Genomic DNA, 24,014 nt, shown 5'->3' with positions numbered 1-24,014 from the left:
CGCGAAATTGTGCGCCGGAGGCTTTGGTATGCCCGCGCGAAACCAGCCTTCATGTGCCCTCGGCATGGCGAATTAACAAAATTGAGATCATACTCATTTTTTCTTGACTGGTGCCGCGCTTCGGCATTCGATCAGGGCAACGACGCGGATGGAGCAACCATCACCGACCGGCCGGGGGCCGTCGGAGGCGCTGTCGGGAGCTTCACCTTTCTTCCTGGGGGATCACAGATGAACAAGCGAGTGATGCGTGGCATCGGCCTTTCCTGCGCGGCCATTGCCTTCCAGACCGCCCTGCCGGCCATGGCGCAGCAGACGGACGGCGTGGTGCTGGAGGAGATCGTGGTCACGGCCCAGCGCCGGGCCGAAAGCATGCAGGACACCGCCGTCTCGATCAGCGCACTGACGGGCAGCGACCTGAAGGATGCCGGCATCGGCCGGCTGGAGGACGTGTCCAGCGCCCTGCCCAACATCTATATCGGGCCGCGCGACCTGCGCACCACCTCCATCACCATCCGCGGCATCTCCGCCGACCTGAACAATCCCGGCCTGGACCAGAGCGTCGGCGTCTATGTCGACGGGGTCTATATGGGCCGTGCCGCCACCATCAATTCCAACCTGTTCGACCTGGACCGGATTGAGGCGCTGCGCGGGCCGCAGGGCACGCTGTATGGTCGCAACACGGTGGCCGGTGCTGTCAATTTCATCACCCGCAAGCCGACATCCACCCCGCGCACGGCCGGCAGCCTGTCCGTCGGCAATTACAGTGCGGTACGGGCCAACGCCGTTACCTCGGGCGCCTTGACCGATACGCTGTTCGCGTCCATCTCCGCCTCCTTGGACAAGCGTGACGGGCTGGTCGACAATGTCGCCACCGGCACCGACCTGGACAATGTCAATGGCGCCGGCGGGCGCCTGACCCTGGTTTATGATCCGGGCGGGGATTTCGACCTGACGCTGCGGGCCGACGGGTCGCGCGACCGCACCAATGCCGGCGCCTTCGACGTGCTGGCCAACGGCGTCATGGCCGGCACACCGCTGGCCGATGCCGATCCCTATGACCGCCTGGTCAACCAGTCCACCGACACCACGCAGCGGCGCGACGTCTATGGCGCCTCGGCGGAGCTGAACTGGCGGGCCGAAGCCGGCACCCTGACCGCCATCACGGCCGGGCGGGGCTACAAATGGGACAATATGCAGGAGAATGACTACACGATCCTGGACATGCTGGACACGGGCATCAAAGAGAAGCAGAGCCAGTTGTCCCAGGAGGTGCGGTTCGCCAGCGACGCCGCCGACCGGTTCAGCTATGTGATCGGCGCCTTCTATTTCGACCAGCAGCTCGACACCAATTCCAAGGTGCAGGTAGGCACCGATCTCGGCATCTATCCGACCCGCGTGCCTGTTTCGATCTATGCCGATGTCGGCACCCGCAGCTATGCCGCCTTCGGCCGCGCCAGCTATCGTCTGACCGACAGCATCAACATCGCCGCCGGCCTGCGCTACACCTATGAGGAGAAGGACGTCGATTTCCACCAGGATGGCGACCCGTATGGGGCCATTGCCGGCTCCATCGCCCGCCGCCTGATCAAGGGGGACGAGGACAAGATCTCCCCGTCGCTGACTCTGGAATACCGGCCGCAGGACGATCTGCTGACCTATGCCAGCTACAGCCAGGGCTACAAGTCGGGCGGCTTCAACATCTATTCGATCACCGCCACCGACGACGCGGGCTATGATCCGGAAACGGTGGACAATTACGAGATCGGCGTGAAGAGCGAGTTCCTGAACCGGCGCCTGCGCTTCAACGCCTCGGCCTTCTTCATGGATTACCGCGACCTGCAGCAGAACCAGTTGATCACCACGCCGGGCGGCATCTCCCGCTTCCAGACGGCCAACGCCGCCAAGGTGGAAAGCAAGGGTGTGGAACTGGAGCTGACCGCCATCCCCCTGCCGGAGCTGCAGGTGACGGCCAGCTACGGCTATGTCGATGCCACCTTCACCTCCTACCCCAACGCCACGGCGGCGGGCGCGGATTACACGGGCAACCACCTGGCCCTGGCACCGGCCCATACGTTCAGTGCGGCGGCGGAATGGACCCAGCCGCTGACGGGTGAGCTGGAGCTTTATCTGCGCGGCGAGGTCAGCCATCGCAGCCGGATCTATTTCGCGTCGAACAACACATTCGGCGACCCGGCCCTGACCCTGCTGAACGCCCGCCTCGGCATCGGTCCGGAGACGGGTGACTGGCGGGTGACCCTGTGGGGCCGCAACCTGACGAAAGAGACCTACGCCATCAACCGGTTTGAGGGCGCTGTCCTGGCTGGTCAGGTCGTGCATGCCCTGGGCACGCCCCGCACCTATGGGGTGGAGATGTCGTTCCAGTTTTGATCTTCTCCCACCTCCCCCGTTTCTACGGGGGAGGTGGGCAGGGTCCCCAAGCCCTTAGAGACGCTTCACGATATCCCGCGCGATGACTTCCTTCATGATCTCCGACGTACCGCCATAGATGCGTTCGATGCGCGCGTCGACATAGGCACGGGCGATGGGATATTCCATCATATAGCCGTAGCCGCCATGCAACTGGACGCATTCATCCACGATGCGGCCCAGCATTTCCGAATGCCACAGCTTGCCGGCCGCCGCGTCCACCGCGCTCAGCCGTTTTGACAGGCACGCCATCACCAACTGATCGCAGAAGGCCCGCCCGGCCATGATCTGCGCCTGCATTTCCGCCAGCTTGAACCGCGTATTCTGAAAGTCGATGATCCGCTGGCCAAAGGCCCGGCGTTCGGCGGTATAGGCGATGGTTGTGGCCAGGGCGGCCTCTGCCCGGCCCTGGCAGAGCAGGGAGGCGACCAGCCGCTCCTGCGGCAGGCCCTCCATCATATATTTGAAGCCCTTGCCAGCTTCCCCCAGCAGGTTCTCGCCCGGAACGATGACATCGTCGAAGAACAGTTCGGCCGTGTCCTGGGCATGCAGGCCCATCTTGCGCAGGTTGCGCCCGCGGGAGAAGCCGGGCACATCGCCTTCCACGACGATCAGCGAGATGCCATGCGCGCCCTTGCCCGGATCGGTGATGCAGGCGACGATGATGATATCGGCATTGTGCCCGTTGGTGATGAAGGTCTTCTGGCCGCTGATCCGCCAGCCGTCAGCATGGGGCACCGCCACAGTGCGGATGCCCGCCAGGTCGGAGCCGGCACCGGGTTCCGTCATGGCGATGGCGCCGATCTTCTCCCCCGCCGTCATGGCCGGCAGCAGGCGCTGCTTCAGGGCATCGCTGCCGAATTCCGCGATATAGGGCGCAACGATCAGGGAATGCAGCGGAAAACCGGGACCGGTGGCCCCGATCCGCGCCAGTTCCTCGCACACCACCAGATCGAACCGGATATCGGTGCCGGTTCCGCCATATTCCTCCGGCAGCAAGGCGCAAAGCAGGCCCAGCGCCCCCGCCTCGCGCCAGATGGCAGGCGGGACCCGGTGTTCGTCTGCCCAGGCCTCATGGTTAGGCGCCACCCGCTCCTCACAGAAGCGACGGACGGTGGCGCGGAAGCTTTCATGATCCTCGTTGAAAATCGCCATTCGTTCCATGGCCTGTTCCTTGCTTTAAATGGGGGTGGGGGAAGCCCACCGGTCAGGGTCGCGTCCCGAAGGACGGACGGCCGAGCATCTCCGGCAACAGGCGATAGGCATCCTTCACCCAGTCGCACAGCAGCGGCCGCGTCTCGCGCGGGTCAATGATATCCTGCACGCCGAACCGTTCCGCCGTGCGCAGGGGCGAGGCGATGCGGTCGAGCTGCCGTTCGATAGCGGCGATGGCGGCAGCGCGGTCGGGGGCACGGTCGAGTTCGGCACGGAATGCCGCCTCGATCCCACCCTGTTGCGGGATCGATCCCCATCGCGCCGATGGCCAGGCCCAGCTGCGGCCCGCCCGGTGGCGGTTGACGATGCCGGCACCGCCGACGCCGAACACCCGGCGCAGGATCACCTCTGCCTGCGGCACGGTCGCCTGGTAGAGGGCGGTGATGGCCCGTGCGCCGAACCGGATCGTGCCGGCCCGCTCCGCCGCCGATCCGATGGCCATGCCCGCCTGGTCGGTCAGGCTGACGATGGGCAGGTGGAAGGTCTGGCACAGATCGACCAGCCGGGTGACCGCCATGGCGCCCTGCGCCGTCATGGTGGCGCCCTTTTCAGGATCGGTGGCCAGCAAGCCCACCGGATAGCCGTCCAGCCGGGCCAGCGCCGTCAGGGTCGACCCGCCATATCCCGCGAACCGGAACACGGAGCCTTCGTCGAAGATCGCCCGTAATATCGGCTCGATCCTGTAGGTCCGGCGCTCGTTGCGCGGGATCGCGGCCGCCAGTGCCTCCTCCTGCCGCTCGCATGGATCCTGCGGGACCCGACGCGGCGGCAGCTCGAACACGCTGGATGGAAGGTAGGACAGGAAGCACCGGATGGCCTCGAACGCGGCCGCCTCATCCGCCACGATGCGTTCGACCATGCCATTCTCGGCATGGATGGCCACACCGCCCAGCTCCTCCTTCGACAGATCCTCCCGCGTCGCCGATTTCACGATCGGCGGCCCGGCCGTGAAGATCTGCCCGATGCCGGCAACCATGACGGAGAAATGCGACATGGCGAGCCGTGCGGCACCCAGGCCGACGGTCGGCCCCAGGCAGGCGGCGGCGACAGGGATCAGCGACAGGTTCTCCACCACCGCATCCCAGCCGGGATTGACGGGCAGGTAATGGAACCCCTGTTCCAGCGCCATGGTGACACTGCCGCCGCCGCTGGCCCCGTCCAGCAGGCGCACCATCGGCATGCGCATTTCCCCGGCATGGCGCTCGACGAATATCTGCTTCTCGTGGATGGCAGCGTCGCCCGACCCGGCGCGCAGCGTGAAATCATCGACGCCCAGGACCAGCTTGCGCCCGTTGACCCGGATCGTGCCGCCGATGAAATTGGCGGGAAGGATCGACCGGATGTGCCCCTCCGCGTCGTAATCGGTAAACGCGGTCAGCGCACCGATCTCCGAAAAGCTGCCCGGATCGCCGAAGCTTTCGATGCGTTCGCGGGCGGTCAGCTTGCCGGCACCCCGCTGGCGCGCGACCTTGTCGGGCCCGCCCATTGCCTGCGCCATCACCCGGCGGCGGCCGATCTCCGCAATGTCGGGCCGCCAGTCATCCCCCTCGCCCTCAGGCGCCGGCAGGGGTGCTACGCCTTCGCCCTCATCGGGACGCAGCAGGATCAGCGGCGCCCCTTCGACCACCGCCCCCTGCGGGCCGGCCATCACTGCCATGACGGTGCCGGCGCAAGGCGCGGTCAGTGGATGCTCCATCTTCATGGCCTCGACCACCAGCAGCGTCTGCCCCCGCCGCACGCGGTCACCGGGAGCCACCGACAGCAGGATGATCGTGCCGGTCATCGGCGCGCGCAGGGCGACCGCACCATTTTGCGCGACGGGATCGTCGGGAACGGCGGGGACCTGCCCGATATCGGATAGCAGTTCCGCCAGATGCAAGGCGATGAAGCCGGTATCGAACCGTCCGGACAGGAAGGCGCCATGGTCGAGGATGGCGGCGATGAACGGGATATTGGTTTCCACCCCGTCGATGCGAAACTCCCGCAAGGCCTGGCCCACGCCCCGTGCGGCGGCCAGGAAGGAGGGGCCGCGCACGATCAGCTTGGCCAGCAGCGGGTCATAGCGCGTGCTGGTCACGTAATCCCGGCAGCCCATGCCGTCGACGCGCACATTCGGCCCGGACGGCGGCTCATAGGCGTCAAGCCGCCCGGCGCGGGGCACCGCCGTGCCATCGGGCAGCATGGTCTCCAGGTTGATGCGGGCCTGGATGGCCCATCCCCTGACGGCCGGCGGCTCCAGCAGGCCCAGTTCCGCCAGCGACGCGCCGAAGGCGATGCACATCTGTGCCTGCACCAGATCGACCCCGGTGACCTCCTCGCTGACCGTATGCTCCACCTGCAGCCTCGGATTGGCCTCGATGAACCAGAATTCCTCGCCGGCTACCAGGAACTCGAACGTTCCCAGCCCCTGATAGGCGACATTGCGGGCCAGGGTCAGCGAGGCGTCGATCAGGCGCTGGCGAAGACCCGCGTCCAGCAGGGGCGCCGGCGCGATCTCGATCAGTTTCTGGTGCCGCCGCTGGATCGAACAATCGCGCTCCCAAAGATGCCCAACCCGGCCGCTGCCGTCGCCGACCACCTGCACCTCAATATGGCCGGCAGCCGGCAGCAGCCTTTCCACATAGAGATCGCTTCTGCCAAAGGCCTTCAGCGCTTCCGACGCGCAGCGCTCATAGGCGTCGTCCAGGGTGTCGATATCCTGGACGACGCGCATCCCCCTGCCGCCGCCACCGGCCACCGCCTTCAGCATGACCGGCCCGTGGGCCGCCGCGAAGGCCCGCGCCTCGGCAAGCGCGGTCGGCCCGTCGGTTCCGGCGGCCACGGGCACGCCCAGCCGGGCCGCCAGGGCACGCGCGGCGATCTTATCGCCGAAAAGGTCGAGCGTTTCCGACGACGGGCCGATGAAGACCAGCCCCTGGGCGGTGCAGGCCCGCGCAAAGCCCGCATTCTCGCTAAGGAAGCCATAGCCGGGATGGATCGCGGTGCATCCTGTCTGCAACGCGATCTCGATGATCGCCGCCTGGTCGAGATAGGCGGCCGGCCCGCTTTCCCGCAAGGGCCGGCTGTCGTCGGCGTAGCGTCGATGCAGGGCATCCGCCTCGTCCGTCGCGTGGATGGCGACGGTGGCATGGCCCAGCGCCCGGGCGGCGCGCACGATCCTGATGGCGATCTCCCCCCTGTTCGCCACCAATATCCTTTCCATCGGTCTGGACATGTCCATCAGTACAGCACCTCGAACAGGCCGGCGGCACCCATGCCGCCGCCGACGCACATCGTCACCACGACGTGCCGCGCGCCCCTGCGGCGCCCCTCAATCAGGGCATGGCCGACCATCCGGGCGCCGGACATGCCATAGGGGTGGCCGATGGAGATGCCGCCGCCATTGACGTTCAGGATGTCCGGCGGAATACTCAGCCGGTCGGCGCAGTAGAGCACCTGTACCGCGAACGCCTCGTTCAGCTCCCAAAGGCCGATATCCGAGACTTTCAGGCCGTGCCGCCCCAACAGCTTGGGCACGGCGAAGACCGGCCCGATGCCCATTTCGTCCGGTTCCGTGCCGGCCACCGCCATGCCCAGATAGCAGCCCAGCGGCCGCAGCCCCCGCCGCTCGGCAAGGCCATGGTCCATGATGACGCAGGCCGAGGCGCCGTCGGAAAGCTGGCTGGCATTGCCGGCCGTGACGGTCCCGTCGGGTCCCATGGCCGGCTTCAGGGCGGCCAACCCTGCAAGGCTGGTCTCAGGGCGATTGCCCTCGTCCCGGGTCATGCGCTGTTCACGCAGGATCATCTGGCCGGTCGCCTTGTCGGCAACCGCCATGCGGGCCGTCACCGGCACGATCTCGTCATCGAATGCCCCCGCCGCCTGCGCCCTTGCTGTGCGCTGCTGCGACAGCAGGGCATACTCGTCCATCCGATCCCGGCCGATACCATATCGCCTTGCGACGATCTCGGCGGTTTCCAGCATCGGCATATAGGCGGTGGGCACCATCGCCAGCAGTTCCGCATCGGGGTCGCCGCGCATGGCGGGCGTCTGTACCAGGGAGATGGATTCCACCCCCGCCGCCACGCAGATATCCATCTCGTCAACAATCACCTGCTTGGCGGCGGTGGCGACCGCCATCAATCCAGACGCGCATTGGCGGTCGATGGACTGTCCCGCGACCGACACCGGCAGACCGGCGCGCAAGGAAGCGTTACGGCCAATCGCCACCTGCGACCCTTGCTGCAGCGCGGCACCGACCACCACGTCGTCGATCTCGGCCGGCGCCACCCCCGCCCGCTCCACGGCCGCGCGGATCGCATGGGCAGCCAGGGTCGGCGCCGGCGTGGCGTTGAAACATCCCTTGAAGGCACGGCCAATTGGCGTGCGCGCCGTGGAGACGATCACGGCTTCGCGCTTGCTCATATTTTCTCCATTGAAACGAGGTGGAACGCCCCGCCTTGTCTGCGTCAGAAGGCGACTTTCAGTTCCAACCCATATGTGGCCGGCGCGCCCAGCGTGATCAGCTTCTGCCCGTTCAGCGTGTTGTCATAGAGATCGAACAGGCGGGTCATGTAGGTCCTGTCGAAGACGTTCTTGCCATAGAGTGCCACCCGCCAGCGATCCTCCTCAGAGGCGAGAGCCAGGCGAAGATTGACCAGTCCATAGGCCCCCACCCGCCCGTCCGGATCGTTGTTGGTGGTCAGATAGGTGCGACCCCGCAGCTGATATTCCGCCTGCAAGGACAGCAGGCCCAGCGGCGTCGGCACGGTGTAATCGCCCTCGATCAAACCGGTATAGTTGGGCGCGAAGGGAATATGGTCCAGCGGCCTGCCATTGGGCAGGCTGCCCTGGTCATAGGCGGCGTCCTGGACCGACAGGTTGGCACTCAGGCGCAGTTGCGCGTTGACGCGGGCCTGCGCCTCCACCTCAATGCCACGGCTATGCGCCTTGCCGGCATTGAGGATGATGGGGTTGTAGAAGGTGGTCGCCGGGTTCTGCGCGGTGATCTGGATCTTGTCCCACTCCATCGCGAACAGCGCGACATTGACCGCCAGGCGCCGGTCGAACATCTCCGCCTTCACCCCCGCCTCATAGTTCCACAGCGTCTCCGGCCCGAAGGCGATGCCGTTGGCGTCGCCCAGCGCGTCATTGAAGCCACCGCTCTTGAAGCCCTTGGCGGCACTCACATAGGTCATCACCGCCGGATTTATCCGGAACCGGACATTGGCATTTGGTGTGAAACGGCCCCACTCATCCTTGGCCTTGATCGCCGTGGAGCCGCCCAATATCTGGTAGGGATCGACTTGGGCGTAATCGATGCGCTTCTTGTCATGGGTGTAGCGGCCGCCCAAGGTGACGTCGACGCGGCTGTCATCGGACCAGGTGGCGCTGGCGAAGGCCGCCTTGCTGACCGTGGTCATCCGGCCCGTCGAACCGATGACCAGGCCATCCATCGCCGGCACACCGAACAGATCGGCCGTGGCCGAGCCCAACTCGATGAAGCTCTGATTGTCGGCCTTCTGATGGAAATAATAGAGGCCGGTCAGCCAGGACAGCGACCCCGCCTTGCCACCGATCCGGAATTCATTGGACAGGCGCTTCACCTGCTCCGGATCACCATCATAGCTGAAGGAAAGCTGGCAGCGGCAGGTGTCGGTATTGCTATCATAATCGTGCTGGCGGTAGGAGAAGATGTTGACGATTTCGATATCGTCCAGCGCGGTCCGGAAATTGGCGGCATAGCCGTCGGCATTCAGCGTTTCCTGGCTGACCCGGTTGGCGTTCACCTTGCGATCGAACGGATCGGTGTTGAGCGTGAAGCCGGATGCCAGCAGCATCTGGGTGGCGATGGCGGTCGGACTATATTTCAACGTCTCGAACACCAGCGTTTCCTGATCGGCCTGCGCATGGTCGGCGGTCAGCAGCAGTTCGGTGTCCGGCCCCGGTGTGAACAGCAATTGCGCCCGGCCCGACCAGGTGCGGTGGTCGTTCACGTCCCGGTCGAGCAGCAGGTTATGTTCATAGCCGTCGCGGTGATCGCGGATGACCGCGACCTTGGCGCTGACCAGCCCGTCGACCAGGGGGCCCGACAATGACGCACCCAGCCGGCGCCGCTGGTAGTTTCCGATATCGGCGGTGACCGATCCCTTGACCTCGTCGCCCGGCCGTTCCGTCGTGATGGCGATGACGCCGCCGATGGTGTTGCGGCCATAGAGCGTGCCCTGCGGCCCGCGCATCACCTCGACCTGGGCGATGTCGTACAGGTCCAGGTTGGCACCCGGCCCCTGTCCCACATAGACCTCGTCGACATAATAGCCGACGGCGGGGTCCGCCCCGGCCGAACCCGCCGACCCGACCACGCCGCGCAGCGAGGTGGGCGAGAGCTTGAGGTCGCCGAAATCACCATAATTGAGCCCGGGCGTCACCTTGGCCACGTCGGCCAGGCTGTCGATCCCCCGGCGTTCCAGCGCATCGCGGTCGATGGCGGTGATGGAGATCGGGGTATCCTGAAGCCGCTCCGTCGTCTTGCGTGCTGTCACGACAATCTCTTCCAGCACGACAGTTTCGTCGGCCAGCAGGTTTCCGGCCGTCTGGGCCCATGCCCCGCTTCCACCCAGCGCCAGAACCGACGCGGCACCCCACATCCATCCCCTGCAACGCATCGCACACCTCCCTATTTATTAAATATGAGATCATACTCATATTATTCCGTCTGAAAAGCGGATTTGTCAATTCACCAGCGGTCAGCCTGCCCAGCGGTGCCGGCAGCTTCTCTAGAAACAGAGGCGCATCATGCGGACGGGGCGCCACAGGAGCCGCGCGGTGCATGTCGGTGGCTGTACCGCTTTCTTGGAGGGTGAAACTGGCGCATGGGCAATATCAACCCCTCCTGCGCCAAGGGTGAGCACCTGTTCCATCACGAATATGGAGCGGTGACCGACTTCGGATGCTGCGTCGCCGTGCGGCGATACAGGGTATGGGCGATCCCGAGCAGTCCGATCCCGATGGAGCAGAAGACCAGATCGAACGACAGCATCAGCCAGTCATCATCGGCCAGGCCGCTGCCAAACTGGTGGAAACGGATGCCAAGATCGACCGGGGGCAGCGATAGATAGAGAAGACTGGCAAGGGTGAACCCCTCCACCCAGGCGCGTCGCGCCGGGCGCAGCAACGCCAGCAGATACATGAAGCCCCAGACCCAGAAAGTGGCCGCCACTTCCATCCCCGCACGCCCGGTGAGCCCGGCAGGCAGCAGCCGGTTGGCCAGGAAGAAGCACGCCATACCGGCCGGTAGGCCGGTGATGGTGCCGATATTCAGGATTTCCACCAGCCGCTGGTCCAACGGCAGCCTGCCCGATGCCGGCACGGATGCGCACCGCTTCATGGCCCACAGCACCCAGCCCGTGCCCACCATGGCCGTACCCATCGACCCGGACAGGAAATAGAGCCAGCGCAGCATCGGCCCGGCGAACCAGCCCACATGCAGCCCCACCATCACCGACCCCACTGCCACCGCCGGTCCCGGCGGCTCGGGGTTGGAAATCAGGCGGCCGTCGATGCCACCATAGACCAGGGGCGCGTTCCATACCCCCAACTGGCCGCTGGCTTCGCGATAGAGGGCGATGGTTGCCGCACCATCGCCGGGATGGAACACCACGACCCGGCCGGCGCCGACCCCGTCCCATCGCCGGCGCGCATCCAGCAGCAACGGACCGATATCGGTCAGCGGCACCCGCACCCCCGTGGCCACGACCGGTGGCGGATCGCGGAACGTCTCCCGGGCATAATCATCCGGGTTCGGGTAGTTGGCCAGGATGCCCCAGGGCATGTAGAGCACGACCAGTGTCACCAGCCCCGTGTAAGAGATCATGGCGTGGAAGGGCAGCGCCCACACACCGGCGATATTGTGCGCATCCAGCCAGGACCGCCGGCCCTTGCCCGGCCGGAACGTGAAGAAATCGGCGAAGATCCGCTTGTGGGTGATGACACCGCTGATGATGGCGGCCATCATCAGCATGGCGCAGGCCCCGGCCAACCAGCGGCCCCAGGGGCGAGGCAATTGCAGTTGGAAATGGAAGCGGTAGAAGAATTCGCCGCCCCGCGTCTCCCGCACCGCAACCGGTGCCCCCGTGGCCCCGTCCAGGGTGACGTCGCTGAACGCGCCCTTCGCATCGCGCCAGAAGGCATGAATGCCGGAGCCGCGGCCATCGGGGACCATGATCGTCCATTGCCGTGCGTCCGGTGCGGCCCCGGCCAGATGGTTCAGCGCCGCCGAGAAGGCGCGGTCGGGATCGGCGGCGCGGGTCAATTCCGGCTGCATCCAGGCGGTGATCTCCGGCCGGAAATAGCTGGCCGTGCCCGTCAGGAACATGGCGAACAGGATCCAGCCCGCCAGCAGACCCGCCCAGGAATGCAGCCAGGCCATGGATTGGCGCAGAGTGTTCTTCATGGCGTGTGCATCCCCTGGCCCAGATTGACGAACAGGGTCATGGCGCCGGCCAACGGCAGGATGATGGCCCAGACCCGCACCACACTGCGCGCCGCGAATGCCCAAAGCGCCACCATGACGAACACCAGGAAGGAGGACAGCATGGCGGCATTGGTCGCCTCCACCCTGGACAAGGGCAGGACGCGGGCAAGGAAGGCGGTTGAGGCGGCGGCCATACCATAGCCGCCGGCAATGGCGGCCAGTGCCCGCAGGGCCACGTCGATCCGATGTTGCGGGGTGGGTTTGACGGCATTTCTGGCCATGAGATGCTCGCCTTCCAATAATTAACATTTTCATGATAATATTGTATGTGAAAGTTTGACCACCCCTATCCCCCGCCAGATTATGCAATGGATGGGATGCCGTAAATCGAATAGACATTATCACCATAATGCGCAAAGATCGCTAACCGAGCCATAATCGCCGACGGCATGTCACGGGGAACAGGGAAAGAATGGGTCAGCAGACAGCGACTGTTTCAACATCCGCGAAACCCCGATCGGCGATCAGCAATACCGGCTTCTTCGTGCTGGCTTTCGGCAGTATCGTCGGGTCCGGCTGGGTCGTGGCCATCGGTGAATGGCTGCACGCATCGGGGCCGCTGGGGACTGTGCTGGCCTTCCTGGCTGGGGGCCTGCTGATGGCGCTGGTGGCAGGGGCCTATGCGGAACTACTCGCCCGGCTGCCACGATCGGGGGGCGAGTTCTATTTCGTGCAGAACGGCATCGGGCCGCGCGCCGGCTTCCTGGTCGGCTGGTTCACCCTGCTGCACATTATCAGCTTCACGGGGTTCGAGGCGTTCGCCTTGTGCTGGTTCCTGGAAAGCCTGGTGCCGGCCCTGGGCGGCGTGCCTGTACTTTACCAGTCCATCGGAACCCCGGTCACCGCCGTGACGCTGGCCGTTGGCCTGACGGGGATCGCCACCATCACCTGGTTCAATTGCCGGGGCGCGCATCTGGCGGTCGGGCTGCAGCGTGTCATCACGTTCGGTTTCATCCTGATGTCGATCGTGCTGATCCTGATCGGCTTCATCTATGGTGACGCCCGCAATCTCCAGCCAATGTTCGCGGCTCCGGTGGAAGGGGCCGTGCTGCCGGGCATGTTCTGGACCTTCGCGACATCGCTGCTGTTCCTGTCAGGCTTTCAGGGCACTGCCAACGCCATCGAGGAGCGGCGCCAGGACACAACCATGGCCAGCGTCGCCCGTGCCCTGATCGGCAGTGTCCTGGCCGCCGCCCTGTTCTATGCGTTGATCGTGCTGGCCGTGTCACTTCTGCGCCCCTGGCCGGAGCTGGTGGGGGAGACGCTGCCGGCGGCGGCGGCCTTTCGTGACGTGCTGCCCGGTGGCGGCGTGGCAACGCTGGTGCTGGTCGCAGCCATGATCTCCCTGGTCAAGACCTGGAACGCCCTGCATCTCAGCGCCTCGCGCCTGACCATGGCCTTGGCGCGCGACGGGCTGCTGCCCACGGGGCTGGCCAGCATCGACCCCGTTACCGGCGTGCCGCAACGGGCCATCCTGGCCGTGGCCCTGGGCACCACCCTTTGGTTGGGCATGGGGCGCGGGGCCATTCTGCCCATCATCAATATGTGTACCATCTGCATCACCATCATCATGATCCTGTCGCTGATCGCGCTATGGCGGCTGCGGGGCCGACAGGCGGAGAAGCCGGCCTTTGTGCTGCCCGGCGGCAACTTGGCGCTGTTGGTTGCCATCGGCGTGGCCGGCCTGTCCGCCGCCATCGCCATCGGCGCCGTTTTCGACGGCAAGGGCGGTTTTCCCATCGAGATTCTGCTGCTGATCGGCTGGGCCGTCGCCGGGATCGTCACGTACCGCTTGATGAGGCATCGGCATGTTTGAGACTGCACGGCGTCCCGGTGCACCGGAGATGTTCGGTCACCCGAAGGGGTTGACCATCCTGTTCCTGACCGAAACGGCAGCCTATTTCTCCGCCTTTGGCATGCAGGCGCTGCTGGTGCTTTACATGGTGCAGTCGCTGGGTTTCGCGCCGGGCAAGGCGTCGATGATCTTTGGACTTTATGTGGGTTGCGCCAACCTGACACCGCTGCTGGGTGGCTGGATCGCCGACCGTTTCATCGGTCAGCACCGGGCCGTCACCGCCGGCGCCCTGCTGATGGCGGCCGGGCATGGGGTGATGATCTGGGATACGGGCCTTTATCCAGGTCTGGCGCTGGTAGCCCTGGGCAACGGCTTCTTCGCCACCTCCCTGGTCAGCCGCATCGGCGCGCTGTACGCCGCCGACGATCCGCGCCGCGACCGGGCCTATATGCTCTATTATTTGGGCATCAATGTCGGCGGCTTCGCCGCCCCGCTCTGCTGCGGCTGGCTGGCGCAGCATTATGGCTGGCATGCCGGGTTCGGGGCCGCTGCCGTCGCCATGGTGCTGGGGCTGGGCTTCTACCTCACCTTCCAGCGGCTGGTGCCGCGCGGGGGTGATGCCTGTGATCCGGCGCGGCCCGATGGGAAAGATGGCAACGGCGCGGCGAGGCAGCGCGGCGCGATGCTGTTCCTGGCCGCCATCCTGGCCCTGGTGGTGCTGTTCCGCCTGGGGTACGAACAGATGGGCAATTCCATCGCGCTGTGGATCGACCGCGATGTGAACCGTGACCTGGGGGCGATGCTGGTGCCCACCCCCTGGTTCCAGTCCCTGAACCCGTTCTTCATCTTCCTGCTCTCCCCCCTGTTGGCCTTCTATTGGCGCCGGCGGGACGAAGCGGGACGCAGCATCGCGCCGCTGGCCAAGATGGCCATGGGTGCCGGCTTTGCCGCTTCTGCCTTTCTGGTGCTGGCCATCGGAGCCGGCACCGGACCGGCCGTGCATGTTGGCTATGTACTGGGCTATTTCCTGCTGATGACCATTGCGGAACTGCATGTCTTCCCCATCGGTCTGGCTTTGGTTGCGCGTTTCTCCACCGACCGCAACCGGTCGACGATGATCGGCCTGTGGTATTTCGTGAAGTTCCTGGCCAGCATGGCGGCCGGCACGTTTGCGGCCCTGGGCGGTCAGGTGCCGGCCGCAGCCTTCTTCTCGGCCAATGTCGCGCTGGCCCTGTTGGTGGCCGGCCTGATGGTGTGCTTGTACCGGACAAAGGCCGCACGTGGTGGCCTTTCACCCCGATGATTATTATCACGGGAATGCCAAGATAACTGGGGATCTGCCATGGATGTGTTGACCGACGATTACCGGATCGACAGTGAGGCGGAGCTGCGCGCACTGTATGGCGAGCCCGACGAATTGCCCATCCGCAAAGTGCTGCCCAGGCTGGACCTGCATTGCCGGCAATTCATTGCGGCATCGCCGTTCCTGGTGCTGGCCACCCATAATGGTGAGGGGCGATGCGACGCGTCCCCGCGCGGCGATGCGCCGGGCTTTGTCGAGATCATTGATGATAGTCATCTGTTCATGGCCGACAAGCCGGGCAATGACCGCATCGACAGCCTGATGAACATCCTGCGCGCCCCCGATATCGGCCTGCTGTTCCTGATCCCCGGCGTGCGGGAGACATTGCGCATCAATGGCATCGCCCGGATCACCCGTAACCCCACCCTTCTAGCCAAGCATGTGGAGAACGGGCGGGCGCCCAGGACGGGCCTCGTGATCGAGGTGCGGGCGGCCTATCTGCATTGTGGGCGGTCGCTGATGAAGGCCAACCTCTGGAACCCGGAAACCTGGCCCGACCGCAAGGTAGTGGCCAGCGCTGGCCGGATCTGGGCCGACCACATCGCCCTGTCCAGGCATATCGGGGAAACATCGCGATGAAATGCTTCTATGCGCCGGAACAGGTGCTGCATGCGCCCGCCAGTGAGTTGAACCGCGGTACCATGGGCCCGCCGTTCGAGGCGGTGTCGCGGGCGTCCACCGTGGCCGATGCGCTGACCACCGCCGGCTTCGGCCCGCTGGCCCCACCCCCGGCCTTTCCCGACGCGACCGTGGCGCGCGTGCATGATGCCGCATTCCTGGATTTCCTGCGCACCGCCCATGATGAATGGCGGGCACTGGGTCGCAACGGCGATGCACAGCCCATGTGCTGGCCCGGCACCACCATGTATCCGCTGCGCCCCGGTGCATCGCTGGACGCAAGGCTGGGCCATTATTGCTTCGACATCATGACCCCGATCACGGCGACCAGTTGGGTTGCCGCACGAGCATCGGTGAATACTGCCCTGGCAGGGGCGCAGGCGCTGATCGGCGGCGGGTCGAAGGGGGCCTTTGCGCTGTGCCGCCCGCCCGGCCATCATGCCGGCATCGCCGCCTATGGCGGATATTGCTTCCTGAACAGTGCTGCCGTCGCCGCCCAATATCTGCGCGACAATGGCGCCCGGCGGATGGCGGTGTTCGATCCCGACTACCATCACGGCAATGGCACCCAGCAGATTTTCTATGATCGGGACGACGTGCTGTATGCCTCGATCCATGCCGATCCGCAGACGGATTTTCCATTCTTCAGCGGCTTTGCCGACGAGGTCGGGATCGGGGCTGGCGAAGGCTTCAACCTGAACCTGCCGCTGCCCCGCGGTGCCGGTTGGCCGCAATGGCAACAGGCGCTGGAGGCAGCACTGACCGCCCTCACCCGCTTCAACCCCGACGCGCTGGTCGTGTCGCTGGGCGTGGACGCACTGGAGGGCGACCCGCTCTGCCATTTTCGCCTGCACAGTGACGATTTCGCCCGGCTGGGCCAGCGCATCGCCCGACTGGGCGTGCCGACCCTGTTTGTGCTGGAGGGGGGCTACCAGTTGGATATGATCGGGCAGAATGTCGTCCGCACCTTGCAGGGGTTTCTGGACCGATAGCCCCGCCCTCTCACACCGGGGGTCGCCGCTGGCTCCAAGGGGATGCCTCCTCCAGATCCGCTGCCAGGCGCAGCAAGGTCTCGTCACCGCCGAACGGGCCGGACAGCATGGAGCCGACCGGCAACCCGTCGGGCGTCACCTGCAGGGGCAGTGAGATGGACGGCGTGCCCGACAGGTTCTGCAGCGGCGTATAGGCGATGTAATCGAACATATCGGCGAACAGCGCGTCGAAATCACGCGTCCCGGCCAGATGGCCCAGCAGCGGCGGCGGGCTGGCGACCACAGGGCTGAGCAGCAAATCGCACCGCTCGAAGAACCGCTCCACCGCCCTGGTCACCGCCCCGATGCCGGCATAGCATTGGCCAAGCTGAACCGGGTCCATTGCCGCCGCCCGCTCCGCCAGCCCCAGCGCCCAAGGCTCCAGCCGGCCTGTCAGGTCACCGCCCCCTGCCGCCACCCGGCAATGTTCCACCCCGTCGCGGGCCAGGAACTGCCACAGCAGGCGGAACAGGTCCCCCGCCGCGCAGAGATCGGCCGGCAGATGGTCGATCTGGTCGACATAATGGCCCAGCTCTGCACAAAGCTTTGCGGTGTGGTCGATGGCGTCGGCCACCGCCGGGTCCGGCAGGGCGCCATTCATGCCGCGATTGCATTGGATGACGCGCAGCTTCCCCGGTTTGGCCTGCTGCCGCACGCTCTCCGGCCGCAGCCAGCGGGCGAACCAGGCGGTGTCACGCACCGACCGTGTCAGCATGGCGTCGCCGACCAGCACATCCTCCAGCAGATGAAAGCCACGGGCCCGCAGATTGGCACCGCGCGACGGCTTCAGCCCCACGACCCCGCAGCAGGATGCCGGAATACGGATGGATCCGCCGCCATCGGCGGCATGCGCCACTGGCACCATGCCGGATGCCACCGCCACCGCCGCGCCGCCGCTGGACCCGCCCGCCGACCGGGTGCGGTCCCAGGGATTGGCGGTCGGGCCCAGCAGGGCGGATTCCGTGGTGGGCAGCAGGCTGAATTCCGGCACGGCACTCTTGCCCATCAGCAGCAGCCCGGCGGCGTCCAGCCGGTCGGCCAGCGGGTACTGTGACTTGGCCACAGGGGCATCGGCCAGAAAGCGCGACCCGCAGGACAGGGGCAGGCCGGCATAGGGCAAGCTGTCCTTGACCAACCAGGATATCCCCTCCATCCGCCCTGCCCCGCGCCGCACCCCCGTCTGACGGCGCGCCAGATCGAAGCTGCGATGGCTGACCGCCGCCAGGCCGGGATCGATCGCCTCAATCCGCGCGATCGACAGTTCGCGCAGTTCCTCCACCGTCAGGTGCCCGTGCGACAGAAGTTCGGCCTGCGCATGCGCATCCAGAAAAAGAATATCGGCCCCATCGACCATGGGCTGTCCCCCTGTATCCATTCCGAAGATTCATAATTCACATTACGGTGATAATTGTTATACGTGATGGAAGCCGGGTGTCAACGCCGCCAGCGGAACCGGTTCCGTGTCAGGTTTTGAGCCCGCCGGGGAGATGAGGGGAGAAACATTGATCATGCGATGCAAGGCAAAGTTCCTGGTTCTGGCCCTGGCCGCCGCTCTGTCGCTGAGCGGTGCCGGGGTAGCCCCGGTACAGGCGGGAGCGGCGGAAATCCGCTGGGACGAATGGGACGTGGCGCATATCAGCGCCCCTGACGATGTCGCGGCGATGCGGGCCCTGGGCTGGGCGCAGATGCAGGCCCATGGCAATCTGCTGCTCTCCCTCTATGCCCGTGCCCGCGGACAGGCGGCCGAATATTGGGGGGAGGCCTGGACCGAATCCGACATCCGCCTGGCTACGGCCGGCATTCCCGATGCGGGGCGGGCCTGGGCGGCGCGACTGACACCCGTCGAACGCGCCCGGATTGCCGCCTTCATCGATGGCGCGAACGCCTATGCCAGCCGCCATCCCGACCGCATCACGGCGGAGAACAAGGCGATCCTGCCGCTGCGGCTATCCGACCCGCTGATGCATGTGTTGCATGTGGTGGTCGGCACCTATGTCGCGGGCGGGCAGGTGCAGAAGGCCCTGACCATGCCGGTGATCGCCAGGCCGGATGAACCGAAGGGATCGAACGCCTACGCGGTGGCGCCATTGCGGTCGGCCAGTGGCGAGACGATGCTGCTGATCAATCCCCACCTTCCCTGGGGCGATCTCTACACCTGGTTCGAGGCGCAGATATCGGTGCCCGGCAGCAGTTCTTACGGCGTGGCGCAGGTCGGCTCCCCGTTCCTGGGCATCGCCTTCAATGAACAGGGCGGCTGGACCCATACGGTGAACCAGTTCGACGGCGCCGATCTGTACCAGTTGACCCTGAATAGCGACCGCTACCTCATCGACGGACAATGGCGCGACCTGGAACAGGAGACGCGGACCCTCAAGGTGCGTGGCGCGGACGGGCGCCTGTCCGAGCGCACCATCACCCTGCAGCGCTCCGTCCATGGCCCCCTGATCCGGCGTGACGGCAACAGCGCCTTGGCCCTGCGTCTGGTCGGCCTGGATAGCTATGGCCTGATCCAGCAATATTGGGACATGGCCAGGGCCGATGGCGTGGACGCGTTTGAGGCGGCGACGCGCCGACTGCAGATGCCGTTCTTCAACACCATCTATGCCAGCCGCGCGGGCGACATCTATTACCTCTATGGCGGGCGATTCCCCAACCGGGCCCAGGGTGATCATGCCTTCTGGCAGGGGGTCATCCCCGGCAACCGCTCCACCTTTCTGTGGGACGGGTTCCGACCCTATGAACAGGTGCCGCATTTCCGCAATCCCCCCGGCGGCTTTATCCAGAATGCCAATGACCCGCCCTGGCTGACCAGCCTGCCGCAGGTGTTGAAGCCGGGTGACTATCCGGCGGATATGGCGCCGTTGCCGGCCCTGGACTGGCGGGCGCAACAATCGCTGCGACAGATCGCCGACCGGCAGAAAATCAGCTTCGATGATCTGGTTGAGATGGAACGCTCGACAAAGGTTGAATCCGCCGACCGGCTGCTGCCGGACCTGCTGTCAGCGGCGCAGACATCCGCCGATCCACTGATCACCCAGGCGGCAAAGGTGCTGGCCGCCTGGGACCGGCGCGGTGAGGCACAGAGCCGGGGGGCCATCCTTTACGGCATCTGGGCGCGCAAGCTGCTGGAACAGGAGCCTGGCCGGGTCTTCGCCGCGCAATGGTCGCCAGACCGGCCACTGACCACGCCCGGCGGGCTGGCCGATCCTGATCTGGCCTTGCGCCTGCTGGCCGATGCCGCCCGTGAGGTCCAGACCCGGTATCAGCGGCTGGACGTGGCCTATGGCGAGGCGGTGCGCCTGCGTCGGGGGCCGGTCGATCTGCCGGCCTCGGGCGGTGATGTCTATCTGGGCTCCTACCGGGCAAGCTGGCATGGCAAGGGGCCGGACGGGGTGAACCAAGTCCAGGGCGGCAATTCCTTCGTCGCAGTCGTCTCCTTCGGTTCCCGCCTGCGCGCCGTCGGGCTGCTGCCCTATGGCAATGCCACGGCGCCCGGATTCGACGGTTCGGCGGCGCAGTTGCGCCTGTTCTCCGATAACAAACTGCGTCCCATCCATTTCTACCCGGACGAGGTGGCGCAGCACACGGTGCGGACCGAAACGGTTCCGGCCGGAAAGGGCAAGTGATGATCCAGTTCACCGTCACCGTGGCGCCCGAACGGCGCCCCCTGGCCCGCCCGTTTGTCATCGCGCGGGGCACCATCACCGATGTGGAGTTCGTGACCGTCAAGCTGGTGGCCAACGGCCATACGGGCTGGGGCGAAAGCTGCCCCGTGCCCTATTTCGGGGAATCCGTGGCGGGCGTCATCGCCCTGGCGGGGCAGACGGGCGAGGCCTTGGCGCGGGGCGAGGACTGGCTGGACATCCATGACCAATGCCCCCCCGGCGCCGCCCGCAACGCGCTCGATTGCGCATGGTGGGACTGGCTGGCCAAGTCCAGGCAAACCGCTGCCTGGGAATTGCTGGGCCTGCCGCGCCCGGTGCCCACCATCACCGCCTTCACCATCGGCATCGATACGCCTGACATGATGGGCGCTCGGGCGGCAGCGGCGGCGGCGAGACATTCATTGCTGAAGATCAAGCTGGGCACGGCCGGCGGCGATGTCGAGCGTATCCGCGCTGTCCGGGCCGCAGCCCCGCGGGCCACCCTGATCGCCGATGCCAATGAGGGCTGGACGGTGGATGACCTGACCCGTGCCATGCCGGTTCTGGCTGATTGCGGCTTCGCCATGCTGGAACAGCCCTTCAAGGCGGGACAGGATGCGGCCCTGGCCGGGATCACCCGGCTGATGCCTATTGCGGCGGATGAATCCTGCCATGTCGCCGCCGATGTCGCACGGATCGCCCCCTTCTATGACATGGTCAATGTCAAGCTGGACAAGACCGGCGGCCTGACGGAGGCGCTGCGCCTGCTGGATGCGGCACGGTCGGCGGGCAAGGAGGCGATGGTCGGCTGCATGCTGGGCACGTCGCTGGCCATGGCACCGGCCCTGCTGCTGGCCGGGCGCTGCCGCTATGCCGATCTGGACGCGCCACTGCTGATGGGATCGGACCGGGAAGCGGCCCTGATCTATGACGGCGACCGGGTTCTTCCCGCCATTCCGGCCCTGTGGGGCTGAAGGAACGACAGATGAAGAAGATCATTCTCACCGTCGCCCTGACCGGCGGCCACGATGTCAGCCCGCGTTATCCGGCAGCGCTGGATTATCCGATCACGCCGGCCAGGATCGCGGCCGATGCCATCGCCGTCGCAAGGCGCGGGGCGGCCATCGTCCATATCCATGCCCGCGATCCGCAGACGGGGAAGCAGACGCGGTCCATCCCCATCTATCAGGAAATCTGCGACCGTATCCGGGACAGCGGCGTTGATGTCATCATCAACCTGACCTGCGGCCATGCCGCCTATTTCCTGCCCGACCCGGCCGATGAAAGCCGCGCCGCCCCGGGCAGCGATGTCGGCACGGTCGATGAGCGCGTGGCCCATATCGAGACCTGCCGGCCGGAGATCTGCACCCTCGACGTGACCACGGCCAACCAGGTCGATGGCGGCGTGGATTTCGTCTATCTCAACACGCCGCGCACGTTGCGCGCCATGGCGGAGCGGTTCCGCGCGGCGGGTGTGAAGCCGGAACTGGAGGTGTTCCAGGCCGGCGACGTGCTGCTGGCCCGACACCTGTTCGAACAGGGCGTGCTGGACGGGCCGCCGCTGTTCCAGTTCGTGCTGGGCGTGAAATGGGGGGCCCCGGCCACACCGCAAAGCATGATCTATATGCGCGACCTGCTGCCGGCCGGAGCCGTGTGGGCAGGGTTCGGCATCGCGCAACTGCAAATGCCGATGGTGGCGCAGGCGGCGCTGCTGGGCGGCAATGTGCGGGTCGGTCTGGAGGATAATATCTATCTTCGCCAGGGCCGCTTCGCCACCAACGCGCAACTGGTGCGGCGCGCGGCAATCATCCTGAACAGCATGGGGTACGAACTGGCCACACCGGCGGAGGCCAGGGTGATGCTGGGCCTGCCGCCGCGCTGATGAAGCTACTGGATGCGGACGAAATAGATCCGCCCGTCCGCCAGATGGCGGACATCGACATGCCGCGCGTAGGTGGGAAACTGCGCGCGGTAGCGTCGCCGCCACAGCCCGTCCGCGTCGGCATCCTCCTGCACCAGGGTGAAGCCGGTCAGGCTGTCGGCCTGCTTGGCATTCAGTTGCGGGACCACATGGTCGCGCCTGGCCACCAGATGCAGCGCCAGTTCCGGCGCGAAACCCGCCTGATCCAGCTTCTGTTCGCCACGGGTGACGATGGACCTGGCCATTTCAGTCATCGCCGGCGCCCTGTCGGCGATGGACGGCAGCGACAGGGGCGTGGCCCCGGCCGCATATTGTTCCAGCAGCCGCCAGGCGACGATGGACGCGGCCGGCGTGTCGGCATTGGCCACCGCCATGATCGACAGGTCGCGATGGGGGATACGGATATGCATGGTTCGGAAGCCGGGCACGCTGCCGCCATGATAGAGCAGCGTCCGGCCATCGGGCATCTGGTCCAACATCCAACCCAATCCATAGGGGATGGGCCGACCGGTCGAAAGACGCGCGGGCATGGCCATGGAGTCCAGGCTGGACCTGGAAAGGATCGCCCCGCCCTGCAGGGCGCGGATCCAAGGTGCCACGTCGCGCATCGACATCAGGATGCCGCCCGCCGCGACCGATGACACCTGACCACTCATGCGGGTCGCATGGGCATAGCGCCCGTCGGCCCAGGAATAGGGCTCGGCCCGGTCGGGGATGGGCAGGTCGGCCTGATCGACGCGGCTGTCGAACAGGCCATGGGGACGGAACAGATCGTCGCCGATGATACGGGCGTAATCCTTGCCGGCCAGGTCCTCCAGGATATAGCCGACCAGCACATAGGCGGCGTTGGAATAGTTCCAGGCCGTGCCCGCCGCGAACTCCGCCGGATATTCCCGCATCAACTGGAGGAACCTGTCCCGGCCAAACGGACGGTCCCATTCGATCCCCTCCCCATAATCGGGAAAGCCGCTGCTATGGTCCAGCAGGCTGCGGAACGGGCGGTTGGCCAGATGGGCGGGCAATTTCGGCGCATAGTCACCGACAGGCGCCTCCAGCGACAGCTTGCCGCTTTCCACAAGGCGCAGGGCGGCGGCGACGGTGATGTGCTTGCCGACCGAGCCGGTATGGAACAACGTCCGGTCGGTGACCGCGACTCCCAGGCCCAGGCTGGCCCGCCCGCGCGCGATGCTGGCGATGGTCCTGCCGCCCTGCACCAGGGTCGCAGCGATGCCTGGTGCGTGATGTTCCGCCATCACATCTCCGATCCAGTCCAGGTCGGCCATGGCGGCGGCGGTGGCAGCGGTGGCGAGTGCCAGACCAGTGCCGAATGTCCCCGTGAACAGGGTGCGTCGTGACAGGTTCATCGATTGCGTCTCCCGATTCGCCACCCTTGCCGACCGATTGATATTGTTCCCGCGATAATATGACCAACCCGGCATAGTCGTTATCCCGACAGGTTTCGGCGCCTTCCCTCGTTGACAAGCCGAT

Annotated in this window: 16 protein-coding genes; 8 read left to right on the top strand and 8 right to left on the bottom strand. The window is 65.9% G+C overall.

The window, feature by feature from the left end; all coding sequences use genetic code 11:
* The first annotated feature begins 228 nt into the window (after positions 1 to 228).
* Positions 229 to 2,388 carry a TonB-dependent receptor gene (locus tag AC1Q7F_RS14310; RefSeq protein ID WP_492507932.1) on the top strand — a complete coding sequence of 720 codons (2,160 nt, stop codon included), beginning with the start codon at positions 229 to 231 and terminating at the stop codon, positions 2,386 to 2,388.
* A 54-nt stretch (positions 2,389 to 2,442) separates the two neighbouring features.
* Here AC1Q7F_RS14310 and AC1Q7F_RS14305 read toward each other — a convergent pair whose 3' ends face one another.
* From AC1Q7F_RS14305 to AC1Q7F_RS14280, 6 genes are all read right to left on the bottom strand, one after another.
* The gene (locus tag AC1Q7F_RS14305; protein WP_492507930.1) at positions 2,443 to 3,591 is read right to left on the bottom strand and encodes an acyl-CoA dehydrogenase family protein; all 1,149 of its coding nucleotides are present in this window, start codon (positions 3,589 to 3,591) and stop codon (positions 2,443 to 2,445) included.
* Between the two features lie 43 nt (positions 3,592 to 3,634).
* Positions 3,635 to 6,862 (bottom strand): acetyl-CoA carboxylase family protein, encoded by a 3,228-nt coding sequence (locus AC1Q7F_RS14300; protein ID WP_492507928.1) that lies wholly within the window; start codon positions 6,860 to 6,862, stop codon positions 3,635 to 3,637.
* Entirely contained in the window at positions 6,862 to 8,046 is a 1,185-nt protein-coding gene (locus AC1Q7F_RS14295) for an acetyl-CoA C-acyltransferase (protein WP_492507927.1), read from the bottom strand. The genes AC1Q7F_RS14300 and AC1Q7F_RS14295 overlap by 1 nt, the downstream gene beginning before the upstream one ends.
* Before the next feature lie 44 nt (positions 8,047 to 8,090).
* A complete protein-coding gene (locus AC1Q7F_RS14290; RefSeq protein ID WP_492507925.1) occupies positions 8,091 to 10,286 on the bottom strand; it encodes a TonB-dependent receptor in 2,196 nt (731 codons plus the stop codon).
* Between the two features lie 254 nt (positions 10,287 to 10,540).
* Positions 10,541 to 12,073 (bottom strand): PepSY-associated TM helix domain-containing protein, encoded by a 1,533-nt coding sequence (locus AC1Q7F_RS14285; RefSeq protein ID WP_492507923.1) that lies wholly within the window; start codon positions 12,071 to 12,073, stop codon positions 10,541 to 10,543.
* Positions 12,070 to 12,375, bottom strand: a complete 306-nt coding sequence (locus AC1Q7F_RS14280) for an iron transporter (protein ID WP_492507921.1) — start codon at positions 12,373 to 12,375, stop codon at positions 12,070 to 12,072. Before AC1Q7F_RS14280 ends, AC1Q7F_RS14285 begins: the two co-directional genes overlap by 4 nt.
* 191 nt (positions 12,376 to 12,566) lie before the next feature.
* Here AC1Q7F_RS14280 and AC1Q7F_RS14275 point away from each other — a divergent pair, with 191 nt between their 5' ends.
* From AC1Q7F_RS14275 to AC1Q7F_RS14260, 4 genes are read left to right on the top strand one after another with little or no spacing between them, the layout of a single operon-like run.
* Positions 12,567 to 13,970, top strand: coding sequence for an APC family permease (locus AC1Q7F_RS14275; protein WP_492507920.1), 1,404 nt, complete (start codon positions 12,567 to 12,569; stop codon positions 13,968 to 13,970).
* Entirely contained in the window at positions 13,963 to 15,252 is a 1,290-nt protein-coding gene (locus AC1Q7F_RS14270; RefSeq protein ID WP_492507918.1) for a peptide MFS transporter, read from the top strand. The genes AC1Q7F_RS14275 and AC1Q7F_RS14270 overlap by 8 nt, the downstream gene beginning before the upstream one ends.
* Before the next feature lie 39 nt (positions 15,253 to 15,291).
* Positions 15,292 to 15,891, top strand: coding sequence for an MSMEG_1061 family FMN-dependent PPOX-type flavoprotein (locus AC1Q7F_RS14265; RefSeq protein WP_492507916.1), 600 nt, complete (start codon positions 15,292 to 15,294; stop codon positions 15,889 to 15,891).
* Positions 15,888 to 16,922, top strand: coding sequence for a histone deacetylase family protein (locus AC1Q7F_RS14260; RefSeq protein WP_492507914.1), 1,035 nt, complete (start codon positions 15,888 to 15,890; stop codon positions 16,920 to 16,922). Before AC1Q7F_RS14265 ends, AC1Q7F_RS14260 begins: the two co-directional genes overlap by 4 nt.
* Positions 16,923 to 16,932: 10 nt before the next feature.
* Here AC1Q7F_RS14260 and AC1Q7F_RS14255 read toward each other — a convergent pair whose 3' ends face one another.
* The gene (locus AC1Q7F_RS14255; protein ID WP_492507912.1) at positions 16,933 to 18,315 is read right to left on the bottom strand and encodes an amidase family protein; all 1,383 of its coding nucleotides are present in this window, start codon (positions 18,313 to 18,315) and stop codon (positions 16,933 to 16,935) included.
* A gap of 154 nt (positions 18,316 to 18,469) precedes the next feature.
* Between AC1Q7F_RS14255 and AC1Q7F_RS14250 the strand changes: the two genes are divergently transcribed.
* From AC1Q7F_RS14250 to AC1Q7F_RS14240, 3 genes are read left to right on the top strand one after another with little or no spacing between them, the layout of a single operon-like run.
* Positions 18,470 to 20,587 (top strand): penicillin acylase family protein, encoded by a 2,118-nt coding sequence (locus AC1Q7F_RS14250; protein ID WP_492507910.1) that lies wholly within the window; start codon positions 18,470 to 18,472, stop codon positions 20,585 to 20,587.
* Positions 20,587 to 21,579 (top strand): dipeptide epimerase, encoded by a 993-nt coding sequence (locus tag AC1Q7F_RS14245; RefSeq protein ID WP_492507908.1) that lies wholly within the window; start codon positions 20,587 to 20,589, stop codon positions 21,577 to 21,579. The genes AC1Q7F_RS14250 and AC1Q7F_RS14245 overlap by 1 nt, the downstream gene beginning before the upstream one ends.
* An 11-nt stretch (positions 21,580 to 21,590) precedes the next feature.
* On the top strand, positions 21,591 to 22,487 hold the full coding sequence (locus tag AC1Q7F_RS14240; protein ID WP_492507906.1) for a beta-keto acid cleavage family enzyme: 897 nt from the start codon (positions 21,591 to 21,593) through the stop codon (positions 22,485 to 22,487).
* Positions 22,488 to 22,492: 5 nt separating this feature from the next.
* Here AC1Q7F_RS14240 and AC1Q7F_RS14235 read toward each other — a convergent pair whose 3' ends face one another.
* A complete protein-coding gene (locus AC1Q7F_RS14235) occupies positions 22,493 to 23,890 on the bottom strand; it encodes a serine hydrolase domain-containing protein (protein ID WP_492507904.1) in 1,398 nt (465 codons plus the stop codon).
* Between the last annotated feature and the right edge of the window lie 124 nt (positions 23,891 to 24,014).

It is taken from the genome of Niveispirillum sp. GW835-FHT14G11 (assembly GCF_058793615.1).
This window is presented reverse-complemented; position numbering and strand designations above follow the sequence as displayed.